This is a genomic window from Alcanivorax sp. NBRC 102024, assembly GCF_001602235.1.
Taxonomy (GTDB): domain Bacteria; phylum Pseudomonadota; class Gammaproteobacteria; order Pseudomonadales; family Alcanivoracaceae; genus Alcanivorax.
Genome location: NZ_BDAS01000001.1, coordinates 676,004 through 700,546 on the forward strand (window position 1 = coordinate 676,004; position 24,543 = coordinate 700,546).

At 59.9% G+C, this 24,543-nt stretch carries 26 protein-coding genes; 17 read left to right on the plus strand and 9 right to left on the minus strand.

Annotated features, from left to right (window positions below; genetic code table 11):
• Positions 1–14: 14 nt before the first annotated feature.
• From A0251_RS03215 to A0251_RS03225, 3 genes are all read left to right on the plus strand, one after another.
• Complete coding sequence (locus tag A0251_RS03215; RefSeq protein ID WP_062815370.1) at positions 15–1,037, plus strand: imelysin family protein; 1,023 nt, start codon at positions 15–17, stop codon at positions 1,035–1,037.
• Between the two features lie 147 nt (positions 1,038–1,184).
• Entirely contained in the window at positions 1,185–2,291 is a 1,107-nt protein-coding gene (locus A0251_RS03220; RefSeq protein WP_156478227.1) for a DUF1513 domain-containing protein, read from the plus strand.
• A gap of 41 nt (positions 2,292–2,332) precedes the next feature.
• Entirely contained in the window at positions 2,333–3,793 is a 1,461-nt protein-coding gene (locus tag A0251_RS03225) for an amidohydrolase family protein (protein WP_231874143.1), read from the plus strand.
• Between the two features lie 60 nt (positions 3,794–3,853).
• Here A0251_RS03225 and A0251_RS03230 read toward each other — a convergent pair whose 3' ends face one another.
• Entirely contained in the window at positions 3,854–4,246 is a 393-nt protein-coding gene (locus A0251_RS03230; protein WP_062815372.1) for a hypothetical protein, read from the minus strand.
• A gap of 125 nt (positions 4,247–4,371) precedes the next feature.
• Complete coding sequence (locus tag A0251_RS03235) at positions 4,372–4,782, minus strand: helix-turn-helix domain-containing protein (protein WP_062815373.1); 411 nt, start codon at positions 4,780–4,782, stop codon at positions 4,372–4,374.
• A gap of 187 nt (positions 4,783–4,969) precedes the next feature.
• Between A0251_RS03235 and A0251_RS03240 the strand changes: the two genes are divergently transcribed.
• The 9 genes from A0251_RS03240 (at position 4,970) to A0251_RS03280 (ending at position 10,731) form a co-directional block, all read left to right on the plus strand.
• Positions 4,970–5,587: a cation transporter gene (locus tag A0251_RS03240; protein WP_062815374.1), complete on the plus strand. Its 618-nt coding sequence runs from the start codon at positions 4,970–4,972 to the stop codon at positions 5,585–5,587.
• Positions 5,588–5,591: 4 nt separating this feature from the next.
• Complete coding sequence (locus tag A0251_RS03245; protein ID WP_062815375.1) at positions 5,592–6,038, plus strand: hypothetical protein; 447 nt, start codon at positions 5,592–5,594, stop codon at positions 6,036–6,038.
• A 6-nt stretch (positions 6,039–6,044) separates the two neighbouring features.
• On the plus strand, positions 6,045–6,269 hold the full coding sequence (locus A0251_RS03250) for a DUF3820 family protein (protein WP_062815376.1): 225 nt from the start codon (positions 6,045–6,047) through the stop codon (positions 6,267–6,269).
• Between the two features lie 53 nt (positions 6,270–6,322).
• A complete protein-coding gene (locus A0251_RS03255; protein WP_062815377.1) occupies positions 6,323–7,003 on the plus strand; it encodes a DUF4336 domain-containing protein in 681 nt (226 codons plus the stop codon).
• Positions 7,004–7,063: 60 nt separating this feature from the next.
• The gene (locus A0251_RS03260; protein WP_062815378.1) at positions 7,064–7,975 is read left to right on the plus strand and encodes a histone deacetylase; all 912 of its coding nucleotides are present in this window, start codon (positions 7,064–7,066) and stop codon (positions 7,973–7,975) included.
• 188 nt (positions 7,976–8,163) lie between these two features.
• On the plus strand, positions 8,164–8,544 hold the full coding sequence (locus A0251_RS03265; protein ID WP_062815379.1) for a sirohydrochlorin chelatase: 381 nt from the start codon (positions 8,164–8,166) through the stop codon (positions 8,542–8,544).
• Positions 8,545–8,547: 3 nt separating this feature from the next.
• A complete protein-coding gene (locus tag A0251_RS03270) occupies positions 8,548–9,798 on the plus strand; it encodes an RNA polymerase sigma factor (RefSeq protein ID WP_062815502.1) in 1,251 nt (416 codons plus the stop codon).
• A gap of 78 nt (positions 9,799–9,876) precedes the next feature.
• On the plus strand, positions 9,877–10,323 hold the full coding sequence (locus A0251_RS03275; protein WP_062815380.1) for a nuclear transport factor 2 family protein: 447 nt from the start codon (positions 9,877–9,879) through the stop codon (positions 10,321–10,323).
• 12 nt (positions 10,324–10,335) lie between these two features.
• The gene (locus tag A0251_RS03280) at positions 10,336–10,731 is read left to right on the plus strand and encodes a YciI family protein (RefSeq protein ID WP_062815381.1); all 396 of its coding nucleotides are present in this window, start codon (positions 10,336–10,338) and stop codon (positions 10,729–10,731) included.
• A 108-nt stretch (positions 10,732–10,839) separates the two neighbouring features.
• Here the strand turns inward: A0251_RS03280 and A0251_RS03285 are convergent, their stop codons facing one another.
• Positions 10,840–12,015 carry a lipid A deacylase LpxR family protein gene (locus A0251_RS03285; protein ID WP_082810735.1) on the minus strand — a complete coding sequence of 392 codons (1,176 nt, stop codon included), beginning with the start codon at positions 12,013–12,015 and terminating at the stop codon, positions 10,840–10,842.
• A 402-nt stretch (positions 12,016–12,417) separates the two neighbouring features.
• On the opposite strand from A0251_RS03285, the gene A0251_RS03290 reads away from it, so the two are divergent.
• On the plus strand, positions 12,418–13,584 hold the full coding sequence (locus tag A0251_RS03290; RefSeq protein WP_062815382.1) for an acetyl-CoA C-acetyltransferase: 1,167 nt from the start codon (positions 12,418–12,420) through the stop codon (positions 13,582–13,584).
• A gap of 282 nt (positions 13,585–13,866) precedes the next feature.
• Here A0251_RS03290 and A0251_RS03295 read toward each other — a convergent pair whose 3' ends face one another.
• The 4 genes from A0251_RS03295 to A0251_RS03310 all read right to left on the minus strand — a co-directional run bounded on the left by A0251_RS03295 (position 13,867) and on the right by A0251_RS03310 (position 17,996).
• Positions 13,867–14,991 carry a HupE/UreJ family protein gene (locus A0251_RS03295; protein WP_062815383.1) on the minus strand — a complete coding sequence of 375 codons (1,125 nt, stop codon included), beginning with the start codon at positions 14,989–14,991 and terminating at the stop codon, positions 13,867–13,869.
• A complete protein-coding gene (locus A0251_RS03300) occupies positions 14,988–16,085 on the minus strand; it encodes a lipopolysaccharide assembly protein LapB (protein WP_062815384.1) in 1,098 nt (365 codons plus the stop codon). Before A0251_RS03300 ends, A0251_RS03295 begins: the two co-directional genes overlap by 4 nt.
• A 133-nt stretch (positions 16,086–16,218) precedes the next feature.
• Entirely contained in the window at positions 16,219–16,464 is a 246-nt protein-coding gene (locus A0251_RS03305; RefSeq protein WP_062815385.1) for a hypothetical protein, read from the minus strand.
• A gap of 11 nt (positions 16,465–16,475) precedes the next feature.
• On the minus strand, positions 16,476–17,996 hold the full coding sequence (locus A0251_RS03310; RefSeq protein ID WP_062815386.1) for a DUF4331 domain-containing protein: 1,521 nt from the start codon (positions 17,994–17,996) through the stop codon (positions 16,476–16,478).
• Between the two features lie 171 nt (positions 17,997–18,167).
• On the opposite strand from A0251_RS03310, the gene A0251_RS03315 reads away from it, so the two are divergent.
• Both A0251_RS03315 and A0251_RS03320 read left to right on the plus strand, forming a co-directional pair.
• Positions 18,168–18,713: an RNA polymerase sigma factor gene (locus A0251_RS03315; protein WP_062815387.1), complete on the plus strand. Its 546-nt coding sequence runs from the start codon at positions 18,168–18,170 to the stop codon at positions 18,711–18,713.
• Positions 18,710–19,399, plus strand: coding sequence for an anti-sigma factor domain-containing protein (locus A0251_RS03320; RefSeq protein WP_062815388.1), 690 nt, complete (start codon positions 18,710–18,712; stop codon positions 19,397–19,399). The genes A0251_RS03315 and A0251_RS03320 overlap by 4 nt, the downstream gene beginning before the upstream one ends.
• Positions 19,400–19,421: 22 nt before the next feature.
• On the opposite strand, the gene A0251_RS03325 is transcribed toward A0251_RS03320, so the two are convergent.
• Positions 19,422–21,338, minus strand: coding sequence for an ATP-binding cassette domain-containing protein (locus tag A0251_RS03325; protein ID WP_062815389.1), 1,917 nt, complete (start codon positions 21,336–21,338; stop codon positions 19,422–19,424).
• Between the two features lie 62 nt (positions 21,339–21,400).
• On the opposite strand from A0251_RS03325, the gene A0251_RS03330 reads away from it, so the two are divergent.
• On the plus strand, positions 21,401–21,865 hold the full coding sequence (locus A0251_RS03330; RefSeq protein ID WP_062815390.1) for a TIGR02444 family protein: 465 nt from the start codon (positions 21,401–21,403) through the stop codon (positions 21,863–21,865).
• A 331-nt stretch (positions 21,866–22,196) separates the two neighbouring features.
• A complete protein-coding gene (gene bioA, locus A0251_RS03335; RefSeq protein ID WP_062815391.1) occupies positions 22,197–23,471 on the plus strand; it encodes an adenosylmethionine--8-amino-7-oxononanoate transaminase in 1,275 nt (424 codons plus the stop codon).
• 217 nt (positions 23,472–23,688) lie between these two features.
• Here the strand turns inward: bioA and A0251_RS03340 are convergent, their stop codons facing one another.
• On the minus strand, positions 23,689–24,429 hold the full coding sequence (locus tag A0251_RS03340) for a ParA family protein (RefSeq protein WP_062815392.1): 741 nt from the start codon (positions 24,427–24,429) through the stop codon (positions 23,689–23,691).
• Between the last annotated feature and the right edge of the window lie 114 nt (positions 24,430–24,543).

The following is a 24,543-nucleotide window of genomic DNA, read 5'->3' on the forward strand; positions in this document are numbered from 1 at the left end:
TGCCGAGGTTTTCCATGCAACGCCTTATTCTGCTGATCACCACCCTGGCGCTGGCCGCCTGCAGCGATCCCCGTCAGGAGGTCACGGCGCAGCTGGCGGACCAGGTGTTGCTGCCGGCGCACCAGCAATGGCTCCGCAGCAATGAGGCGTTGCTGGAAACGACCCGGGCTGGCTGTGCCGGCGAACTGGCGTTGGCAGAGATCGAGCAAGCTTTCCACCAGACCCAGTCCGCCTGGTCCCGTCTGCAACCGTTGATGGTGGGCCCGTTGTCCGAAGGCAATCGCAGCTGGCAAGTCCAGTTCTGGCCGGACAAGCGCAATATGGTGGCCCGCCAGACCGAGTCCCTGCTGGATGAAGCGCCAGAGCTGGATCAGCAACAGCTGGATGACGCCAGTGTGGTAGTGCAGGGGCTTACCGCTTTCGAATATGTGCTCTTCGATGAGCAGGTTGCTATCCGCGAGAGTCGGGATCGCTACTGCCCGTTGCTTGTGGGCATTGCTTGCCATCAGCAGGCCCTGTCTGCGGAAGTGGTTACCCTGTGGCAGCAGCCGGAGGGAATGCTTGAGCAGCTTACGACGTTCCCCAATGGGCGCTATGCCAATGCGGATGAGGCGCTGGGTGGCATCCTCCGTGTGCAGATTACGGCGGTGGATACCCTGAAGAAGAAGCTGGGGACACCGATGGGGCGACTCAACCGCGGGGTGCCGCAGCCCTACCAGGCGGAAGCCTGGCGCAGCCGTCGTTCCACAGAGAACCTGATTGTCTCTCTGCAAGGGGCGCAAGCGGTGTGGGAACGGGTCCGCGCCCTGGTCGGGGATGCGCAGCTGGTGGCTGACATTGATGAGGCCTACCAGCGGGTTCACGATCAACTGGATGCCCTGCCGGCGCCCCTGATGGAGATCGTGCAGGACCCGGACAGCCAGGCGCAGCTGCAGTCGCTGTATCAGGACCTGGATACGCTGGAAACGCTGCAGCAAAGCGACCTGGCCCGGGACCTGGGTATTCAGCTCGGTTTCAATGCCAACGACGGCGATTGAAAGCAGGAGCGAGTTGAAAGTTCAACGTTAAAAGGCGCGGGATAGCCGTTTTGACCATTAAAGGTCGTGCCCGCGATTCACTGCGTGCGTGACTTCGCTGCGCCGGATTCCTTCAGCGGGGTTTGGCTAGCTTTGTGGAGAGACGTTATGCCACTGACACGACGACAGTTGCTGGGCTCCGGTGCGGCAGTGGCTGCTGTGGCCGCCCTCGGTGGCTGGACGCTCTGGTCCGGACGCGGTCAATCACCGCTGCTGTTGTCTGCCCGTAATGATGCGGCCGGAAAACATTACGCGGTGGGTTACTTTCTCGATGGCCAGCGGGCCTTCGCCACGCCTGTCGCAGAGCGCTGCCACGACATCTGTCGCCACCCCTTGCTGCCCCTTGCCCTGTTTGTTGGCCGCCGCCCGTCCCGGGAAAGTTATCTGGTGGACCTGCGTGGCGGTACTCTGCTACAGACCCTGCGCAGTCAGCCGGACCGCCACTTCTACGGCCATGGAGTGTTCCACCACAGTGGTCAGTGGCTCTACACCACGGAGAACGATACGGCCGAGCCGGGGCGGGGAGTGCTGGGGCGTTATCGTCTGGAAAACGGCAAGCAGTTGATCCATGACGGCGAGGTCTCCACCCATGGCGTTGGCCCGCATCAGCTGGCCTGGCTGCCGGACGGTGAATCCCTGGTCATCGGCAATGGCGGTATACGGACGGAAGGGGGCAGCCGTGAGGAAATGAACCTGGACGCCATGGCGCCGAGTCTGGTGATCATGGATCGCCACGGTGAAAGGCTCAGCAAGGAAACCCTGCCGCAACAGCAGAACAGTATTCGCCATCTGGCCGTGGCCAGTGACGGCACCGTGATTACCGGTCAGCAATACCATGGTCCGGCCTGGGACAGCGTGCCATTGCTGGCCATCAAGCGCCCCGGTCAGCCCTACCAGCCGTTCCCGGTCAGCAACCGCCAATTGGCAATGATGAAACAGTATACCGCCAGCATTGCCATCCATAGCGAGAAGCGACTGGTGGCCATGACGGCGCCGCGGGGCAATCGTTTCTTTATCTGGGATCTGGATTCCGCCGCCACCGTGGTGGATGTCCCCATGGCTGACTGCGCAGGCGTGGGTGCGGTGCCTGAAGGTTTTGCGGTCACATCAGGACAAGGAAAATGCCGTTTCTTCAAATGCCAGGCCGGGGGAACGGATAGTGAATGGTTGGATTTGCCTGCAGCATGGTGGGATAACCATATGGTTATTGGGTAGTGTTTGAGCGAGGTGTCTATTGCCGAAGCAGGGCAATCGCTGTGCCACTGCTGTCTTTAAAATCTTTGGGGGTCTTTTGTAATTATGATAGACGCGTCTTATCGCGCCATGCTTTAGTTTCGGCTCTAATCACATTTTCTGGGAATGGCATCGTGATACAAAAGATTTGTTTGATTGCCTGCATCGGGTGCTTAGTGCTGATCGCTTCTGTCACCTCTGCAGAGGCCTCTGTTGAGGAGCGCTCATTAGTATTCCGGAACGTCAAGATTTTCAATGGTGAAGATCTTTCGCTTTCAGAGCTTTCAGATGTGCTGATCACCGGCAATCAGATAAGCCGGATATCACCATCAACCATAGATGTTGATGATGATATCCGAGTCATTGACGGTAAAGGCAACACCCTGATGCCCGGGTTGATAGATGCTCACTTCCACATGATGCTTGCTGCTGCCCCCTTGAGTGTCGCACTTGCTGGCCCGGAAGGTTATCTAAACCTGCTTGCCGCTCAAGAGGCAGAAAAGACACTAATGAGAGGCTTCACCAGTGTGCGTGATCTTGCTGGTCCGGTTTTCAGTATCAAGCGTGCTATTGATGAAGAGCTTATTGTCGGGCCAAGAATCTGGCCATCCGGCGCGATGATTTCCCAGACGGGAGGCCATGGTGATTACCGTCATACCAATGAATTGCCTCGGTCATCCGATGGCCATTTGCATTATTCTGAACAGGTTGGCGGAGCTGCTATTGCGGATGGCCCTGATGAGGTGATTCGTCGTGTCCGGGAGCAGCTGATGCTCGGAGCTTCACAAATCAAGCTGGCCGCCGGTGGTGGGGTGTCTTCCAATTACGATCCCATTGATGTTTCTCAGTATACAGAGGAAGAGTTCAGCGCAGCGGTGGCTGCCGCTGAAAACTGGGGCACCTACGTGACCGTTCATGCCTACACGCCAAGAGCGGTTCAAACAGCGATTCGTGCTGGCGTGAAGGTGATTGACCACGGTCAGCTGATTGATGAAGAAACCGCAAAGTTGATGGCAAAAAAAGATATTTGGTTGAGTCTCCAGCCCTTTCTGGATGATGAGGATATCACCGCATTTCCTGATGGTTCTGAGAACCGTGAAAAGCAATTGTTGATGACTCGAGGAACGGACACGGCCTATGCCCTGGCAAAAAAATATAAAATCAAAACAGCTTGGGGAACGGATACTCTTTTTGATGCCAAGCTTAATGAGCGGCAGGGGGCTCAGCTTGCCAAAATGGTTCGTTGGTACAAGCCAGGAGAAGTGCTGAAAATGGCTACCAGCACCAATGCAGACCTGCTTGCGCTATCGGGAAAAAGAGCGCCGTATCAGGGTAGGTTGGGCGTGGTCAAGGAAGGCGCATTGGCAGATTTGATTCTGGTCGGAGGAAACCCTCTTGAAAATATTGATTTGGTTGCTGATCCCGAGAAAAATTTTCTGGTGATAATGAAGGACGGGAAAATCTACAAAAACATTGCCCAGTAATTTTCTGTGCTGATAGAGAGCAGGGAGCATGCTGCCCGAACGGCATGCTCCCTGAGCGTATCAGTCGTGCCAGTTGGATACCTTGCCGGAGCAGACCCAGTCCTTGGAGCCTTTTTCCACCCCGATCCAGTTATAGCTGTAGCGGCCATTGGCGTTACTGGTGGACCAGCTCTTGGTGTTACCCGCTGAAATACCGGACGCGCCGCAGTCTTCCGAGCCGTTATTGCGCTCATTGCAGAAGCGGGCATAAATCCGGTTGTTGCAGGTATTGCGGAAGGTAACGGTGAAGCGGCCTTCGGTGTACTGGCTCCATTTGGTGTCGTGCACCACCATGCAGGGGCCGCCCCGGCTGTTACGGCCATCCCAGCAGGTGTCTTCATCCAGGCTGGAGTAGTAGTCCGCAATGGCAAACTGTGAGGCGAGCAGTGTGGCAATGCCAAGAGTCCATTTCATGATCTTCCCCTTTTCTGTCCATCATTTGATCCCGGCGTGTCGTTACCGGGCGTCATCGTTCCCCCTTCATTGTAGAAACTGGCCAGAAATGGGCTTCCCCCATATGGGGTAAACGTGAAAAAACGTCAGTGGTCGCCCCGGCATTCCTGGTGATCGCTGAGCACCTCGATGACCCGGCATTCCCCTGCATGCCCCTGCTCGCACTCGTCAATCATTCGATCCAGTTCGTTACGTAATGCGGTGAGAGAGAGGATGCGGGCCTGCACGGCGGCCCGGTGACGGCGGGCGATGCTGTCCGCGTGGCCATGCTGCTCGCTCATGGCCAGCAGTTCGCGAATATCATCCAGGGTAAAACCCAGTTCCCGGCTGTGGCGGATGAATTGCAGTCGTTCCCGGTGTTTGCGGTGATAGCGGCGCTGTCCACCTTCGCTGCGGGCAGGTTCAGGCATCAGGCCGATCTTTTCGTAATAGCGGATGGTTTCCACCTTGCAGCCAGTGGCCTGGCTCAGGGTGCCGATGGAAAAAAGCGTACTCATTCTGCCTCCGGGGCTTGAACCTGTAGTCACTACAGCTTTTTTAATGATGGCATAACCGACGGGATTCAAGGAAATCCCGGTGAGGGAAAGGCAAATCAGGCGTGTGCGGGGCTGCGATGGGGTTTCTGGAGGCCTGGTCCAGGCCATGCCGATTGTGAATTTGCGTGAACTGATGGAGACATGAGTCATGGGTTGTTGTGATACCGATATCCGTTCCACCCCGGCACCGGCCTATCGCCGGGTGTTATGGGTGGTGCTGCTGATCAATGCCGTGATGTTTGTGGTGGAGGCGACCTCCGGGGTGCTGGCGGATTCCCGTGCCCTGCAGGCGGATGCCCTGGATTTTCTGGGAGATACGGCCACCTACGGGCTGACCCTGTGGGCGCTGGGCCAGTCCCTGGCCTGGCGGGTGCGGGCAGCCCGTATCAAGGGCGTTTCCCTGCTGATCATGGGGCTGGTGGTACTGGCGAACAGTGTCTGGGCCTTGCTCCAGGGGAATGCGCCCCAGGGCCAGATGATGATGGGGGTCGCCGGGTTGGCACTGACCGCCAACGTGGTCAGCGCCTTGCTGCTGATGCGTTACCGGCAGGGGGATGCCAATATTCGCTCGGTTTGGCTGTGCTCTCGTAACGATGCCATCGCCAACCTGGCGGTACTGCTCTCCGGGGCGTGGGTAGTTTGGCAGGGCAGTCGCTGGCCGGACCTGCTGGTGGCATTGGCCATTGCCGGACTGTTTACCCACAGTGCCGTCTCCATTTTGCGTCAGGCGAACCAGGAGCGGGAACCGGATCACTGCGGGAGTTGATGCCATGATTCAACTGACATTTACCAGTGATCTACCCGTGGACCGCAGCCGCCTGTGGCAGGCAGTCACCGTCATGGACGGTATCAACGATGAAATGCGTCCCTGGTTGAGCATGGGCGCGCCGCCGGGGGTTCGGGATCTTCAAGCGGTGGCGCTGACACCGGGCAAGCCCCTGTTCCGCAGCCCATTGAAGCTCTTCGGTCTGTTGCCGGTGGGCCACTCCGAGTTGACCCTGTTGTCGCTGACTCCGCAGGAAGGCTTCGTGGAAGCGTCCCCCATGACCGGTATGCGCAGCTGGCGCCACCATCGCCGCTTGGCGGACAGTGACACGGGCTGTACGCTGCAGGACATTCTGGAATTTGAACCGCGGGTGTTCCCGCGTACCACGGGCGCGCTGGTGGCATTTTTCTTTCGCCACCGTCACCGCCGCCTGCGTCGTCGTTATCGCTGAGTCGCTATGGATTTCAAACAGGAAGACCTGAAAGCCCTGATCGAACGTACCATGCCGTTCGGAAAATACCAGGGCCGGGTGCTGATCGATCTGCCTGAACCCTATCTGCTGTGGTTCGCCGACAAGGGATTTCCCAATGGCGAGCTGGGCCGGCTGATGGCACTGGCGCTGATGCTGAAGATGGATGGCACCGAGAAGTTGCTGGAGCCGTTACGACAAAGCCATGGATAGCGCCGCCTTTCGTCATTAGTCTTGGTACTTCAGTGAGACGCAAGGAACCTATCATGAGCCAGCTGCAACCGCTTTCCGATGCCCTCTGGCACGTCGCCATCCCCCATGCCTTCATGGGCCTCCATGTGGGGACTCGCATGACCGTCGTGAAGCTGTCCAGCGGCGGGTTGTTGTTGCACTCGCCGGTGCCGGTGGACGAGGATCTGGCGGCAGAACTGGCGGCGTTGGGGGAGGTGACACATATCGTTTGCCCCAATCTGTTCCATCATGTGTTTGCCGCTGAGGTAAAGCAGCGTTATCCGAAAGCGCTTTTGCATGGCCCGGCCAAACTGGCCGGCAAGCGCAAGGATCTGAAGCTGGATGCGGTGCTCTCGGAAACCCCGCACCCGGATTGGGGAGAGGATTTCGAGCTGGTCTTTATTGAAGGCTCCATGCTGCAGGAGACGGTGTTTTACCATTCCGCCAGCCGTACCCTGATCGCCGCCGACCTGATCGAAAACTTCCGCCAGTGTGACCATGGCTTCACCCGCTGGTATCTGAAACTGGGCGGCCTGTGGCAAAAGCCGGGTTGGCATCCGGTCCTGCGGTTGGTCTACCTGAACCGTCGCAAGGCCCGCGCCAGTATCACCCGTATCCTGGAATGGCCCTTTGAAAAGCTCAGCCTGGCCCATGGCGAGGTGATTACCGAAAATGCCCGCAACCAGGCCCGCCATGGGCTGGAGTGGTTGTTCTAGGGGTCGGAGTCAGTCCGGCCCGCCACCATTCCTGTCCTCCTGTTTAACCTGGGATTGTCTGTGCTGCCCCTCGTTTATCACCCCAACTACAGCTTTCCCTTTCCCGGCGAACACCGTTTCCCCATGGAAAAATTCGGTCTGCTGCACGGGCATTTGCGGGCGGCGGGAATTGCCTGTGGCGACAATGAATTTCGCCCGGGAAGAGCCAAGGCGGCCCTGCTTGGCCAGGCCCATTGTCCCCGATATGTGTCGGATATCGTTGCCGGTACCCTGGACCCGAAAGCCCAGCGTCGCCTGGGGCTGCCGTGGAGTGAGGGGCTGGTAAAACGCACCTGTATCGCGCCCATGGGCACCCTGCTTACCGCCCAGCTGGCCCTGAAACAGGGATTGGCCTGTCATCTGGCGGGGGGCACCCATCATGCCCATTACGATTTCGGTTCCGGTTTCTGCATCTTCAATGACTTGGCCTTTTCGGCGAAGCAACTCCTGGCCAGTGGGGCGGTGGAGCGACTGCTGATTTTCGATTGCGATGTCCATCAGGGTGATGGCACCGCCGCCATGCTTGCCGATGAGCCACGAGCGGTTACCTGTTCCATCCATTGCGAAAAAAACTTTCCGGTGCGCAAGCAGAAAAGCGATCTGGATGTGGGATTGCCGTTGGGCATGAGTGACCGGGATTACCTGGACACGGTGTTCGAAACGCTGGAATCCCTGCTGGACACGGTGCGTCCGCAACTGGTGCTGTATGATGCCGGGGTGGATATTTTCGAGCATGACCCGCTGGGACGACTGTGTATTTCCGAGCAGGGTATCGCCGACCGTGATCGCGGTGTGATCGAGCGCTGCCGCCGCCGGGAAATCCCGGTGGCCACGGTGATCGGTGGCGGCTACGATGATGACCGGGTCGCGCTGGCACGGCGGCATGCCATCGTCGTCGAAGCCAGCTACGAGTTCGCGAAAAGGTCGTTGTAGAAGCGTCGCTGACGGTACGATAAAACACGTAAATCAAAGGCGATTTCACCACCGAGTGCACAGAGATCACTGAAGAAAAGAATCGGTATTCTCGGTGTGCTCTTTGCACCCTGTGGTGACAACGTTTTTATCCTGGTCAGGAATCGCGCCGCCAGCGACGCTCCTACGCAAGCGTTCGGAGAGTATCAATGTCCAAAGCCCTATTGATCATGGCCCATGGCAGCCGCAGCGACACGGCCAACGACGAATTCCGTGCCCTGGTGGAAGCCGTGGCGGAATCCGCCCCTGGGGCGGGCGAGGAATATGTGGCGGTGCTGCCCTGTTTTCTCGAGCTGGCCCAGCCCTCGCTGGTGGAAGCGATTCAGCAGCTGGAGCATCAGCCAGTGACCCATGTGCAGCTGTATCCCTTGTTCTTCAACAAGGGCAAACACGTAGGCAAGGATATTCCGGCCCAGGTGGAAGATGCCCGCGAGCGTTTTCCGGCTCTCACCATTGAGTTGCTGGACTACTTCGGCAACGCCGATGGGCTGGCGTCGCTGGTGTTGGAGCACATTGCCTCACAGGACTGAATGATGACGGTCAGGGATGACACCGAACAACGCATTCAACATATTTTCACCACAGAGTCCCGGCGGGTGCTGGCCACCCTGATTCGTCTTCTGGGGGACTTTGATCTGGCCGAAGATGCCTTGCAGGAGGCCTTTATCGCCGCCCTGCGGCAATGGCCCGGTGAGGGGGTGCCGGACAATCCCCGCGCCTGGCTGGTCTCTGCCGGTCGTTTCAAGGCCATCGATCAGCTACGTCGCCGGGCCCGCCATGACCAGATTCTCCACGAACAGGCCGAGCAGCTGGCCGCCCGGGCCGTGGTGGAGATGGAGGTGGAAAATCTGGCCATCGACGATGACCGGCTTCGCCTGATTTTTACCTGCTGCCACCCGGGGCTCGCCCGGGACGCCCAGGTGGCGCTGACCCTGCGCGAAGTCTGTGGCCTGACCACGGAAGAAATTGCCCGCGCTTTTCTGAAAAAAGCCCCCACCGTGGCCCAGCGTATCGTGCGCGCCAAGGCCAAGATTCGCGATGCCAGGATCCCCTATGAAGTGCCCGAAGGCGACGAACTTTATGAGCGTCTGCAATCGGTGTTGCAGGTGATCTATCTGGTTTTCAACGAGGGATATCTGGCTTCGTCAGGGGATCAGGTGTTGCGCCACGACCTCAGTGAAGAGGCGATTCGTCTGGCTGAACTGGTGCTGTCCCTGCTACCCAGCCCGGAACCGGAATGCCAGGGCTTGCTGGCATTGATGCTGTTGCATCACGCTCGCCGTGCCACGCGTACCACGGCACAGGGAGAGCTGGTATTGCTGGAGCATCAGGATCGCAGCCTGTGGGACCGGACAGAAATTGCCCGGGCGGATGAACTGGTTCGCCATGCCCTGCAGTCGCAACGTTTTGGCCCCTACACCCTGCAGGCGGCCATTGCCGCTGTTCATGCCCATGCGCCCAGTAGTGAGGCCACCGATTGGGCCGAGATCGTGGGGCTGTATGACCTGTTACTGACCATGATGCCGAGCCCCATCGTGGCACTGAATCGGGCGGTGGCGGTGGCCATGCGTGATGGCCCCGAGATCGGGTTGCAGGCGCTTGCCCCGTTGATGGAGGACGCCACCCTGCACGATTACCACCTGGCCCACGCCGCCCGGGCGGACATGCACCGTCGACTGGGCCAGCGGGAGTTGGCCCGTAGCGCCTACCAGGCAGCCCTGGAACGGGCCTCGCAGCCCGCGGAACAACGCTTTCTGCGCCAGCGGTTGGTCGAGCTGGGGTGAAAAAAATCCACAGCCCTGTCGAAACCGTGTCATTCCTTTCGATTCCTTGATAAGACAACCGTAATCAAGGAGAAAACCATGAGCACTGAACGCACTATTGAAGAGCTGACCCGCCGTTGGCTGAAGGCGGCGGCCAGCAATGATGTGGAGGCCGTGATGGCCCTTTACCACCCTGCTATCCGCTCCTTCGACGCCATTCTGGCGCTGCAGGTAGAAGGGGCACCTGCCTATCGGGAGCACTGGAAAAAATGCATGGCATCCTGCCCTGCCGACCCTTTTTTCGAGATGTATGACTTCAAAGTGGAAACGGCCGATTCCCTGGCGGTCAGTCACAGCCTGACCCATTGCGGCGCTACGGTGGAAGGAGAGCAGCAAGGAGGCTGGATGCGTGTGACTCAGGTCTGGGAACGGGACGGGGATCAGTGGCAGATTTTGCATGAGCATTTTTCCTGCCCTTTCAACCCGGAAGATATGTCCCTGATTATGGACTGGCAGCCAGAGCACACGCCGGTACGCTTCAGCTAGGGAGAGAACACGATGAAATATCTATGTCTGGTGTATTACAACGAAGCGGCCATGCAGGAGCGTGGTGATGATCACTGGCGGGCGCTGAACAAGGAGTGCCAGGCCTACAGTGGCGGGCTCACGGAGTCCGGTGTGATGTTGGACGGTTCCGCCCTGCAACCGGTATCCACGGCCACCACGGTGAGATTGCGGGACGGCCAGGTCAGCGTTACCGACGGCCCCTTTGCGGAAACCAAGGAACAGCTTGCCGGCTTCTATCTGATCGAGGCCAATGATCTCAATGATGCCATTCGTGTGGCCAGCCGTATTCCGCCGGCCCGCTATGGCAGCATCGAAGTGCGACCGGTGCGTGATATTTACGGCGAATCCTCCGATCAGGTCCCCTACGCGGAAGCATTGAAATCCTAGCCCCTCGTTGGAGCTTTGCCTGCAAAGCGACGCGATGGTATTACCTCCATAGCGGCTTTTCGCTTTGCCAGCAAAGCTCCAACAGTGGATGGGTGCGCTGAACCGGGCCTAGAACGTTTTGGCAAACACCAGTCCGCCCCACAGCACATTCCGGTCGCCCACGCCTTCCTTCAATTCCGAGGTGTGGCCCCGCAGTACATAGCTGAGCCGGTAGCCATCATTGAAGGCCCAGGTGTAGCCCAGCCAGGCTTCGGCCACGCCATGGTTGACCTCGTCACTGTCGTAGCTCACTTCGCTGTCGCGGAACTGGCCCTGCAGAAAGGCGTTATAGGCCCGGCCCACCAGGGCGATGCCGCCCCACAGATAATGTTCATGATTCTGGCTCATGGCGGTGGCGTTGTTGCGCTCCCCGTAATGGGCCAGTTCCGGACTGGTCTGCCACCAGGGAGAATGCAGGCGGCCGGCGCGGAAGCTCAGGCTCCAGCGTGCTTCGGTGAGGTAGCCCACCGAGCCCTCTACGGTGCTCTTCACTTCCAGTCGGTCGGATGACACGGGCAGGATCTTCTGTCGGGCCACCGCATAGCGGAAGGTGGGTTCGCCGCCATCACTGACCTGATGCTCCCAGCCTTCCGCCCGGTCGCTGCCAATCACCTTGTGTACCCCATTCTGGATGTCACCGGCCAGATCCAGCCCCATGGCACCCACTGTCAGGGTGCTGTGCCAGGCCACTTGCCTGGCCGGGTTCACCTGTACCCGGCTGCTGGAAAGATACATCAGGCTGGCGTAGGGGCGGTCGTCATACAACGGGCGCTTGGCCTCCTTGTCTTCCGGGGTGAAACCAAAGATGCCGGCTTCAAAGCTGTGTCCCCGGATCTGGCCCCCGGCGATACCGTCCACGCCGGTGAGTCTGTCGATCCAGGTCAGCGGCGTATTCAGGGACAGGGCGAAATCCCGGGCCTGGCGACCGGTGGCGGCCACACTGATCCCGTAGGTGTAGTCCTGATCGCGACTGCCGGGGACTAGCAAGTCGTTGTCCAGGGTCAGGGACCAGCTGCCGATGGTTCGCTCCTGTTGCGGATCGGGACGAGGCCGACGTGGGCGCTGTTCCTCGAACGCAGGGTCACCGGCCCGGGCCAGTTGCACGCTGTCAGTGCTGGCAGCCATGCCGCTGCCCGGTGTCGCCACGCCGCCCAGCAGGGCAACCAGCAGCGCTGTGATCGCTGATTTGCCCCGTTGGCGCAGCCGCGGTTTGGCAAAACCTGTCAGTCTCTCTGCATCGTTCATGGCGTCATGTCCACCTGGGGGCGTGCCGTGCACACCCGGGTTAGATTTGCTGCGCGTACAGTAGGCCCGGCACGCGCAATAGCGGTATTGCGTTGCTGGGCAGTTGTTGCCTGTTTCTACAGAGAGTTGTTGTTATGCCAGCGATGACGGCGCAGCGAATGTGGCCGTCTGAATCATGGTGACAAGGATGGGCTGGAACAGTTTGATGAAACAGTGGGACTGGCTGGGCGATTTAATCGATTTTTTCGAACTTTACAGTGGTTATGGCGGCCCCGCCTTGTGGCGGCGGTGACCGAATGCCTGCCCGGCACGTTGTTTTTCGTCATTGAGCCTGTCGTATTCCCGCGAGTAGCCTGATTACGACAAGGCTTGATCCGTTAACGACATGCGAGGAGTGGCAAGGTGGCAGAGGCATATATCGTAGCGGCGGTGCGTACCGCCGGTGGCAAGAAAAATGGTCGGCTGAGCAAGGTGCACCCGGCGGATATGGGTGGCCGGGTCATTGATGCGGTGGTGAATCGTATCGGTGTGGCACCGGAGAAGGTGGACGACGTGATCTTCGGTTGCGTGAGCCAGATCGGTCCGCAGACCTTCAATGTGGCGCGGACTTCCATCCTCAGTTCCTGCCTGCCGGAATCCGTCCCCGGTGTCACCATCGACCGCCAGTGCGGTTCCTCACAACAGGCGATTCACTTCGCCGCCCAGGCGGTCATGAGTGGCACCCAGGATCTGGTGATTGCCGGTGGTGTGGAATCCATGAGTCAGGTGCCCATCGGTGCGCCGGTCACTGCGGTCAAGGAAATGGGCAACCCGTTCACCGGTGAAATCAGCAAGCGTTATCCCGGTGAGACGTTCAGCCAGTTCATCGGCGCCGAGCGCATGGCGGAGAAATACGGGGTGAGCAAGGCCGAGCTGGACCAGTTCGCCTACGATTCCCACAAGCGCGGTGCCGCTGCCACCGAGGCCGGCCGGTTCAATGACGAAATCATTCCGGTGCCGATTACCCTGGAAGATGGCAGTAGTGATGAGCACATCGTGGACGAAGGGATCCGCTGGGAAGCGGAACTGGATGCCATCAAGGCGCTGCAGCCGCTGCAGGAAGGGGGCCATATCAGCGCCGCCAATGCCAGCCAGATTACCGATGGCGCGTCGGCGGTGATGATTGCCAGCGAAAAAGCGGTGAAGGAATACGGCCTGACGCCTCTCGCGCGTATCCATGCCATGGCGGTGGTGGGCTCCGATCCGACCATGGTGCTGGAAGGCCCGATTCCGGCCACCGAGAAAGTGCTCAAGCAGGCCGGCATGACCATTGGCGACATCGATCTGTATGAAGTGAACGAGGCCTTTGGTTCCGTGCCCCTGGCCTGGATGAAGGCGGTAGGCGCCGACTACGACAAGCTCAACGTCAACGGTGGCGCTCAGGCTCTGGGGCACCCGTTGGGCGCCACCGGCACCAAGCTGATGGGCACCCTGGTCTATGAGCTCAAACGTCGCGGTGGCAAGTACGGTCTGCTGGCCATCTGTGAGGGGCTCGGCACCGCCAACGCCACCATCATCGAAGTGCTGTAAGAGCAGTTTCAAGTTGAAAGTGGAAACGCGAGGTTAGTGCTCGCCAGCGATGAAAGGTTGGGTGCCGCGCGGCGGCGTTGTTTGACCATAAAAAAGCCGCCCCGGGAAACCGGGGCGGCTTTTTTATGGCCGCAAACAACCACTGTTTGCAAGGAAGTAGGGTGCACTGAGCCTAAGGCGAACTGCACCGGCCCGGCGTTTGATGGTGCAGTTCGCCTTAGGCTCAGTGCACCCTACGCAATCCGTGGCAATGATCAGAGGGCGCCCGGCATGTCTGCCTTGTCAGGCGCCGCTGAGCCTTTCCGCCAGCCACACTCCGGCCAGGATTATGATGGCCACCGATCCCACCGGTACAAAGACCCGTCGATAGGCCACCGTTTCCCGGACCAGATAGGCCGCCGGTACAAACAGCAGCACGATGGCCACTTGTCCCAGTTCCACGCCGAGATTGAAGCCCAATAACGGCAGGAAAATCCCGCTGTCAGTGAGGCCCAGATCAGCCAGTACCGAGGCAAAGCCCAGACCATGAATCAGCCCGAACACGAAAGCCATCACCCAGCGTTTGGGAAATAGGCGGGGGACCAGATTTGCCGCTGCACCCAGCGCTACGGTGATGGCAATGGCGGACTCCACCAGCCAGGTGGGTAACGTAATGATGCCCAGTGTCGCCAGCGCCAGGGTCAGCGAGTGGGTCACGGTAAAGGCGGTAACAATCGCCAGCGTCTGTGTGAGCGCGCCGGTGATAGTGGGTGCCGGCTGCCAGCCGCCCCGCTGCCATAGCAGCACCGCCGGGAACAACAGCGTCAGCAGGAACAGGATATGGTCATAGCCGATCAGGATATGGTGCACACCCTGGCGGATGAACCCCTGGAACGCCTGCCATTGTGCCCCGGCATCCGTGGACATCAGCTGGTTCCGGTGCTGGTTGCTGAACACGGCGGTGAGCGTGGTATCTCCCTGTTCCAGCCGTAACAGGCCATGGTGGCTGGGGTCTCGATCAAACAGGAACTGATAGCCCACGGCCAATTGCTCCGGCGGCCGCTGGCAATCGCCGCGCCAGTGCAGGGCGGCGTAGGTGCCATCCACGTGGTCGATGGCCTGCAGCCGGGTCAGGTTGAGGGCACAGGCGTGTCGCTGCTCGCCATGCAGTGCCTCGATGGTAAGGGTGGGGAGCACGGTAGCGTCCAGGTTGCGCTGCTGGCGGCGCAGTTCCCCCCAGGTGATGGTGCCATCACCGTTTTGATCCAGGGGCAGCACCAGCTGCAGGTCGCGCAGGGCGATATCCCAGCGCCCCTCTATCAGGGCGTTGCCGGCATTGCTGTTGATCACCAGATAGCTGTCGCTGGGTTTGTGGGCGAATGCCTGCCCGGCCAGCAAGAGCAGGAAAAGCAAAGACAGGGATTTCATTCACTGGCTCCCTTGGCAGGTTGAGTGAGTTGGGCATCGTCAACCTGGTATCGGTCTACAAAGGCCTGTAACTGGCTCAAGGTTGCCTGATCGTCGGCGGCCATGGCGCTGGCGTGCAGCAGTCGCAGGTCAGCCAGTTCCCGTTGCTGCTGCCAGTTTTCCCGGGCCAGGGTGAGGGCGCCTTGCGGATCGGACTCTACTTCAAGCAGGAAGCGGGCGTGCTCGCGCAGGTGGCGCTGGCGACCGGTGTCCTGGTCAGCGGCCATACGGGCCCGGTAGTCCTGCCGCCAGGCCTGGGCCTGAGGGTGCTCAAGGCGTTGCCCGGCAATGGCCAGCCTCAGCAAGGCGCCTTCCCTGTCCTGCCAGTTGGTGAGATCGCGGATGACCGCCTGTGCCTGGTTGCTGGCCAGCCACAGGTCACTTTGCAGGTAGCGTAGATAGGGATCATCCGGGGCCTGTTGCAAGGCGTCACGCAGGTGCTCGGTGGCCAGTTCGAGACGGCCCTGTTGCAGCGCTATTTCCGCGCTCAGGGTGTTCAGCCATTGGGCGGATTTTCCCTGTGGCGCGGCCGGGCTGGATGCCAGGGCCTGCAGGGTGCGATAGGCTTGCTCCCGCTGGCCCGTGATGGCCTGGACGCTGGCCTGACAGAGCAAAACGGTGGTGGGCGGCAGCGTACGGGATGCTGCCTGGCAAGCCTGCCGGGCCTCATCGAGCCGGCCTTGTACCCGGTCAATATTGGCCAGCATCAGCCACGCTTGTCCCTGGTTGGGTGACTGCTCCAGCAGTCGTGTCAGGCGATGACGGGCGCGGGCAAATTGATGACGTTGCTGTTCGATACGGGCCATCAGCAGGTTGGCTGCCGGTGACGACATGTCCTGACTGAATGGAGCCAGCGTGGCCTCGGCGTAACCGAGAAAGCGGGGATCGCCTTGGGCACTGGCATAGTCAATCTGTGAGCGGGCCAGTGCCAGCGCTGCTGACAGGTCGCTGGGTGGAGAAGGCGCCTGCAGCGTTGCCGGAACCTGGGGAAGGCGGGCGAGAACCACATGGTCCCCGTCCGGTGTGTAGGGGGCGGCGCTTGCGAGGGACGCCATGCAAAACAAAAAGAGAGTCACCGCAACCGACAAAAGACGCCATATTTTGGCGCCTTTGTCAGTCCCGGAGAAGCTCTCTGAAACGTGCGGGTGAAAAGCCTCCACTACCGCATCGCGGTAGTGGAGGCTGGTCTCATTTCTCCGCTGCCAATACATCGTCATAGGCGTTCGGGTTATTCAGATCACGAAAAATGAAGCGGGTATCATTGATGGGAACCGGATCCCGGGTATCCCCGCTAGTGGCTAGCTGAGCTTTCACAAAGGCGGTGTAGTTGATCGCCACCGGCGCCTGCTGGCGGGGACGGTCATTGTCACTGCCAAAGCACCCGCTCAGCACCAATGCACTCAGGCTGATGATGGTAGCCAGTAGATATCGCATGATGTCCTCCTTCACTCTGCTGCGGCAACGTTATCGGCGCCGGGCAGTGGGGTGTTCAGGTAGGGGAAACGGGTCAGGTAGTCCGCCGCGTTGGGCAGGGCACCGTCGTTGACGATGGCGCCACCGTTGACCTGCATGTCCTGAGTACCACAGGAGCCAATTTCGCCACCCGCGGCTTCACCGTTCACGTCGGCGCCACACAGGAAGCCTTCAGCCGCAGTGAGGGCGATGTCTACCACATCATCAATCGGGCGTCGGCCATTGGGGAAGCCGGCAAAGTCGCCACCTGCAACACCCAGATCATTCTGGCCACCTGCTGCCGTTGCCGGGATCCCGGTGTTCAGGCGCAGCATTTCGCTGGCGGTAACGGTGGGCAATTGAGTGACGCCGGGCACACCGGTAAGGAAGACAGTGACCAGGTCATTACGGGGCGTTTCCGGCGCCGGTACACCGAACAGGATTTCTACCAGCGCAGGCAGGCTGGGGTTGGTTACATAGGTAGCAAACTGACCATCATCCTTGGGTTCACTGCTGTTGAAACGGTCCTTGTCGGGCAGGCCGATGACCACTTCATTGACCAGCGGAGAGCCAAGACGGGACACCTGGGTAAAGGCGCCGCCTTTCACTGCCGGGCCTTTGGCGTTACTGCTGCCGGTGGTCTCGGAACCCTGCGGTGCCGGGTTGATGACCGTTGCCTGGCGGACGCTGGCGGTGGTCCAGCCGCCGATGACAGTATTCTCACCAGTGAGGCAGTCAGCCGGAACTTCCAGTGCCAGGCTGGTGATGTTCTTGTCGGCAATGATGTTTCTGCGCGAGTCCCGTGCACCCAGCGGATTCAACGCCACCAGGTCGAAGACCTCACCCAGATTGACGACAAAACCTTCCTGGCGCTGTCCGGCAAATACGCGGCCGGGCATGGGGCAGTCAGGGATAGTCACGTCGTAGATAAAGTTGTCTGCGTAGGCTTCGTAGTCATCAATGGATTTGGTGCCGATGTTGTCCAGCGGTTTGGCAAAGCTGCTGTCACCACTGCCGGCCTTGGTCAGGTTTTGTACGTTGCCGGTACGACGGTCGCCGGTCACCATTTCTACGGTGAAGCTTTCCAGGACATTCTGGGCATCGTTGTTTTGGCCGGTTACGGCACCGATATTAATCAATGGTACAGGGACAGAGGTACCGCCTACATCGACCGCCAGGTCGCGGCGTTCGGTGTTGAACTGGAAACGGAAGGTAATGTTTTCTTCCGCGTTGCCATCGTTGTCGATGTGAATTTCATAGATGGCATCATCGTCCAGAGAAAAATAATTGGGGCCACCGTAGGCATCCTGCAGGGGCAGGTAGTTGGCGATCAGAGTGACATAACCCTCTCGGCCGGATTCATAACTGTTGAACATGTAGAAATCCGTACCGTCGACTTTGGGCATGCCGGTGATAAATGGCGCTTCTCGGTGGCTGGATGCCATCGTGCCGGCACTGGCCAGCAGAGTGGCGGCAGCACAGGCCGCAGGAAGCAGGGTAAGGCGGGATAGCATGACGAATCTCCTTTCTTGTCGGTGTGAGAGTAGTACGCGTCAGGAAAGGAACTGGATGCAGAATTTCTTTTTCTTTTTTTTGTGCATCCAAATCGGTTTTTTCACGTATTAACGACAACGCATCTGTCATTAGTGAGGAACGACTTATGGTAATACAGGGGGTGCCTAGTCATGGCGAAAGCAGACGACGGACTAGTACGCGCACTGGCTCGCATCGCTCAGGGCGACCGTCAGGCTTTTGCTGGTTTTTATCAGAAAACCCATCGCGCCGTATTTGGCATGTGTGTGCACTTGCTGCGTGATCGTGATGAGGCCTGTGACGTGCTCCAGGAAACCTATATCCAGGTCTGGCACCACGCCGGCGAATACCATTGTGATCGCGGCAGCGTGCAGACCTGGATGATGTCCATAGGCCGTTATCGCTGTCTTGATGCCTTGCGTCGTCGTCGCCACGAAGCGGATTACGATAGCGTAAGTGACCGTCAGGAAAGCAACACCCTGGGCCCGATGGATAATGTTGGCAATCTGCTTGATCGTCAACGACTCAATCACTGCCTGAAAGATCTGGATGAACGGTATCGTTCCAGTATCGAGATGGCCTACTTTCGTGGTTTCACTCATCAGGAGCTGGCGGTCGCCATGGGTGAGCCGCTGGGAACCACAAAAAGCTGGATTCGTCGCGGGCTGGATGTATTGCGCCGGTGTCTGGACACATGAAGCCGGATAATTACGAACGGAATCATGCGCTGGCCGCAGAATATGTGGTTGGTACGCTGCAGGGTGCCGCCAGGCGACGTTTCGAGCGCTGGATGATGGTCTCTGCCCGGGTGCGCCGTCAGGTGTGGTACTGGGAGCGACGGCTGCAACCTTTCAATGAATCCTTGCCGGAAGAGGTTGCTCCGAGGGCCGTGTGGAACAGCATCGAGCAACGACTCTTTCCAGCCACGGCACCGGTGGCTGCGCGGTGGTGGCAGACCCTGACCGCCTGGCGCTGGAGCACGGGTATCGCCGTGCTGGGCGTTTTTGCCTTGCTGCTGTGGACGCCATCACCGCCAGTAGTGACGCATTATGTGGGTGTGGTGCAGAGTCAGCAGGCCGAGCCCCTGTGGCTGGTGAACGCCTCTGGGGATCAGCGCTTGAGCGTGAAGGCCATGCCGCCGGTTCAGCCGGCGGACGGTGGCAGGGATTACCAGTTGTGGTTGCTTCCGGAATCCGGTGCGCCGATATCACTGGCATTGCTGCCCACGGGTGGTGCCCGGTTGCAGATGAATCTCAGCGATCAGCAGGTGCGCCAGTTGCTACAATCTCGCTCTCTGGCGATCAGCCTGGAACCGGCGGGTGGTTCACCGACCGGCCAGCCCACCGGTCCGGTGGTGTATCAGACTCGTCTGGTGCAGCTGTAACGCGCAAACGGAAGTGGGCGCATCAGGCGGTGAGTTCACTTTCGGCTTGCTCCAGCGACTCCATCGCTTCCAGTAACTGTTCTTCCAGCTCGTCGTGCTGTTTTTTCAGGCGTGCCTGATCGCCAAGCAATGCATTCATTTCGTTTTTACGGCTGTCGTCAGTGTACAGGCAGTCGTCGCCCAGGGCGGTTTCGATCTTGGCCAGCTCCTGGTCACATTGGCTGAGCTGTTTCTCCAGTTTTTCCACTTGCCGCTTGAGGGGGCGTAACTGTTCCCGTTGCTGGGCGGCCTGCTGGCGGCGGGCTTTGGCATCCAGGCCATCGCCGGCTTTTTCTTCCTTGACGGGTTTGCCGTCACGGCGGTTCTGCTGCAGCCAGCGGCCGTAGTCATCCAGGTCACCCTCGAATCGGGTCACCGAACCATTGGCCACCAGCCAGAACTCATCCACGGTGGTTTCCAGCAGGTGCCGGTCGTGGGATACCATCACCACTGCCCCTTCAAAGGCCTGCAGGGCCATATTCAGGGCCTCTCGCATGTCCAGGTCCAGGTGGTTGGCGGGTTCATCCAGAATCAGCAGCGCCGGTTTTTCCTGCACGATCATGGCCAGTGCCAGGCGCGATTTCTCCCCCCCGGAAAAACGTCCCACCGGGGCAAACACATCATCACCGTGAAAGCCGAACCGGCCCAGCTCGCTGCGCAAGGCGGATTCACTCCATTTGGGATGGAAACGTGACAGCATCTGGTAGGGCGTATCGCTGTGATCCAGCCGGTCCACCTGTTGCTGGTGGAAGTAGCCAACCGCCAGGTCGTTGTCCTTGTCGAACCGGCCCGCCAGGGGCGCCAGCTCGCCCACCAGGGTGCGGATCAGGGTGGATTTACCGGCGCCGTTGGGCCCCAGCAAACCCAGTCGCGATTCCGGTCGCAAGCTCAGGCAGACATTGTCGAGAATGGCCACCTCTCCCTGCTCGCTACGGTAACCGCAGCGCACCGCATCCAGATTTTCCATGGGGTTGGGCAGTTTGTCGGGCTTGTGGAAATCGAAACTGAACCCGGAATCCACATGGGCCGGGCCGATCAGTTCCAGTCGTTCCAGTGCCTTGACACGGCTTTGCGCCTGCTTGGCCTTGGACGCCTTGGCCTTGAAGCGGGCGATGAACTTCTGCATGTGGGCCACCTGGGCCTGCTGCTTTTCATGCATCTTCTGTTGCAGGGACAGCTGTTCGGCGCGCTGACGTTCAAAATCCGAATAGCCGCCGCTGTAGTGCTTCAGCTGTTTGTGTTCGATATGCAGGATCTGGTTGACGGTGGCATCCAGGAAGGCGCGGTCGTGGGAGATCACCAGCAGCGCCCCCGGTTGCTGCACCAGGTAGCTTTGCAACCAGAGGATGGCATCCAGATCCAGGTGGTTGGTGGGCTCATCGAGCAGCAGCAGGTCCGCATCGCTCATCAATACCTGGGCCAGGTTCAGGCGCATGCGCCAGCCCCCGGAAAAACTGGCCACTGGCTGCTGTTGCTGCGCTTCGCTGAAACCGAGCCCGGCCAGCAGGGTGGCGGCCCGGGCCGGCTGTTGCCAGGCGTGCAAGGCTTCCAGTTCGCCATGGGCATGGGCGATGGCGTGGTTGTCACCGGCGGCTTCCGCGTCTGCCAGTGCTTTCTCTGCCCGGCGCAGGGCGCGATGGCCGTCGAGCACATAGTCGATGGCCGGCTGTTCCAGTGCGGGTACTTCCTGGGCCATCATGGCCAGGCGCCAGTCCGCGGGCAGGTTCAGGTTGCCGCCGTCGCTCTCCAGTTCGCCCATGATAAGCTTGAACAGCGAACTCTTGCCGGTGCCGTTGCGGCCCACCAGCCCCACGCGCCAGCCCTTGTGCAGGACCACGCTGGCGTCTTCCAGCAACAGGTCGGGGCCGCGGCGAAGGTTGATGTGTTCCAGAGAGAGCATGGATAGATCCGGGATTGATGAGAACCGGCGCAGTGTAAGCCAGCAAAGGTAACGGGGGAACCGTGGACGACTCCATAAAGCAGGATCTGTGGCGCTATGCCCTGGGGCGATGGCAGGACAAGGATTTTGAGCGTGCCTGCCTGCACCTGCAGGACGAATATCAGGTGCCGGTGGCCCTGTTGCTGTCCGGCCTGTGGCTGGCAGAATCAGGGAAGCAGCCGGATGCAGGAGTAGGGCGCCGAATGGCGGAGCTGGCCGGGCAATTCGAAGCCGATTATCTGCGCCCACTGCGGGCCGTTCGCCGCAAGGCGGGCGACGATGCGCGGCTGCCGGAATTCAAGCGGCAGCTGCAGCAGGTGGAGCTGGAAGGGGAGCGCTGGCTGCTGACAACCCTGCCGACCCTCTGCGACAACCTGTTGCCCGCCGGCAAGCCGGTGGATGCCATGGCCTGGTTGTTGGTGCTGGTGCCGGAAACGGCCCAGTGTGAGGGGGTGCAGGGCGCTCTCAACGATCTGGTAGCGCTCTAGGCATTGCGACGAAGCCGCTGTAGGAACGGAGCGTAGCGGAGTAACGCACGTTGTGCAGTGCGGCCCGCAGGGTGAGCGTAGCGAATACACCTCTTGAGGCGTGAATCCGAGCCTTGGCGAGGAAACGGTATCGCAGCTACTCCCATCCCTTTCTCAGAAAAAACTGTCGGGCCCTGACATTCCTGATCGGCCTCCGGCCGATTCCGCGTTGACACGCGGTTCGCCCCTCAAGAGGAGCTCCTACGGTGCCACCACCTCGCGCTCTCGCGCTTTGAACTTTTAACGTCCTCCTGCCATCCTTCATTCCCCTTGTGTTTCACCGGACTGTCCCATGACCACCGACCTGGCCTTCGACCGCGATCATCTCTGGCATCCCTATACGTCCACCTCTAAACCCTTGCCCACCTTTGCGGTGGCCAGAGCCGAAGGGGTGCGCTTGACGCTGGAAGACGGGCGCGAGCTGGTGGATGGCATGTCGTCCTGGTGGGCGGCGGTACATGGCTATAACCATCCGGTGCTCAACCAGGCTGCCAAGGACCAGATCGACCGCATGGCCCATGTGATGTTCGGTGGGCTGACCCATGAACCGGCGGTGGAGTTGGGCAAGAAACTGGTGGCGTTGACGCCGGACCCGTTGGAGAAGGTGTTTCTGGCTGACAGCGGCTCAGTCTCCGTGGAGGTGGCCATCAAGATGGCCCTGCAGTACTGGCTCAGCCAGGGGCACAGCGGCAAGGATAAATTGCTGGCCCTGCGCAATGGCTATCACGGCGATACCTTCGGGGCCATGGCCGCCTGCGACCCGGTCAACGGGATGCACTCCCTGTTCAGCGGGGTGCTGCCCAAGCACTTCTTTGCCGAGGCGCCGCAGTGCCCCTACGACAGTGACTTTGATACCGATGATCTCAATTCCATCCAGCAGATGCTGGCGGATCATCATCAGGAGATCGCCGCCGTGATTCTGGAGCCGGTGGTACAGGGGGCCGGTGGCATGCGCATGTACCACCCCACCTACCTGAAGGCGGTGCGCGCCCTCTGTGATCAGTACGGGGTGCTGCTGATCTTTGATGAAATTGCCACCGGCTTTGGTCGCACCGGCAAGCTGTTTGCGCTGGAGCATGCGGATGTGTGCCCGGACATTCTCTGTTTGGGCAAGGCCATCACCGGTGGCTACATGACCCTGGCGGCGACCCTGTGTACCGATCAGGTGGCGGCCGGTATTTGCGATGGCGAGGCCGGTGTCTTGATGCACGGGCCCACCTTCATGGGCAACCCGCTGGCCTGTGCGGTGGCCAATGCCAGCATTCAGCTACTGCTGGATTCCGGCTGGCAGGAAAAAGTGGCGGCCATCGAGGCGCAGCTAAAGGCGGAGTTGCTGCCACTCAAGGACCTGCCTGCGGTGGCGGATACCCGGGTGTTGGGCGCCATCGGCGTGATGGAAATGAAAAAACCGGTGGCCATGGAACAGGTGCAGGCGCGCTTTGTGGAGCAGGGCGTATGGATCCGTCCGTTCGGCAAACTGGTCTACATCATGCCGCCGTTCGTGATCGAGCCGGCGGACCTGAGCAAGCTCACCGGGGCGATGCGTGACCTGGCGGAGGGCAGTTGACGTTAAGCCCCAACTTTCTACAAACCCACTGTAGGAGTTCCCTTTCAGGGGACGAACCTCGCGAAGCGAGGCGACAAGAGCTTTTACCTGCCGCACTGCCAAGAGTCGACCTGTAGAACCTGATACCCCTGATCGCCCTGCGGGCAATTCCGCGTTTACACTCGGTTCGTCCCCTGGAAGGGAACTCCTACAGGTGGTTGTCGACTGTTTTGGCGGGTCACCGAAACCCCGGCATGGTCTGTATCAGGTGGCGTTGTACTTCCAGCCATTCGCCAATGCGGCGCCAATGCTGCTGGTCGTCCAGGTGGCGGGAAACAGCAGCGTCCAGGACGCCCTCGCCATTGCTCATGGCCTGAACATAAAGCTGGGTATCGCGCAGGGTCACCAGATAAGGAATCTTCAGGCTGGCGAGAAACTGGCGCAGGGATTCGTACATGCGGGTGCGGGTGCGTGAGCGATTGGCAATCACGGCCAGTCGACGCGGCCGCCGCCGGTAGCTGGGAGCAAGCATCACGGTTTGCAGAAAACGGGTGGTGGCGCGAATATCGATAGGGCTGGGCAGCACGGGAACCAATACCACCTGGGACAGGCGCAGCAGGTGATCAAGATGATGAGGGTCCAGGCCAGCGGGTGAGTCAATGATGGTCACCGGCGCCGCCTGGTCCAGCTTCTGCTGCAGTCGCCCCAGGGAAACCGGCTCGCCGGCGGGCCAGGATAAACCGTGAATCGTGGTGTTCTGGCGTAATTTCAGCCATTGCAGCGATGATTGCTGCGGGTCCATATCCAGCAGGGAGACACGTCTCCCGAGTGCCTCATAATAGCAGGCCAGGTTGGTGGCGATGGTAGTCTTGCCGCACCCGCCTTTGCTGTTCGCAATCAGAATGACCATGCGGGACGGGGCGGACGAACGCGGTTGGGAGCCGATCCCCTTGGCAGGGCTGTTCTGTGCGCTATTCATGCCGTGTCTTATTCGTTTTTTTGCGGGGAAGTATGCCCGGCGTTTGGGGTGGCGCGATCACTGAGTGAATGAAAAGTGATACAGCTCACAAAACCAACAGTACCGCAAAATAAG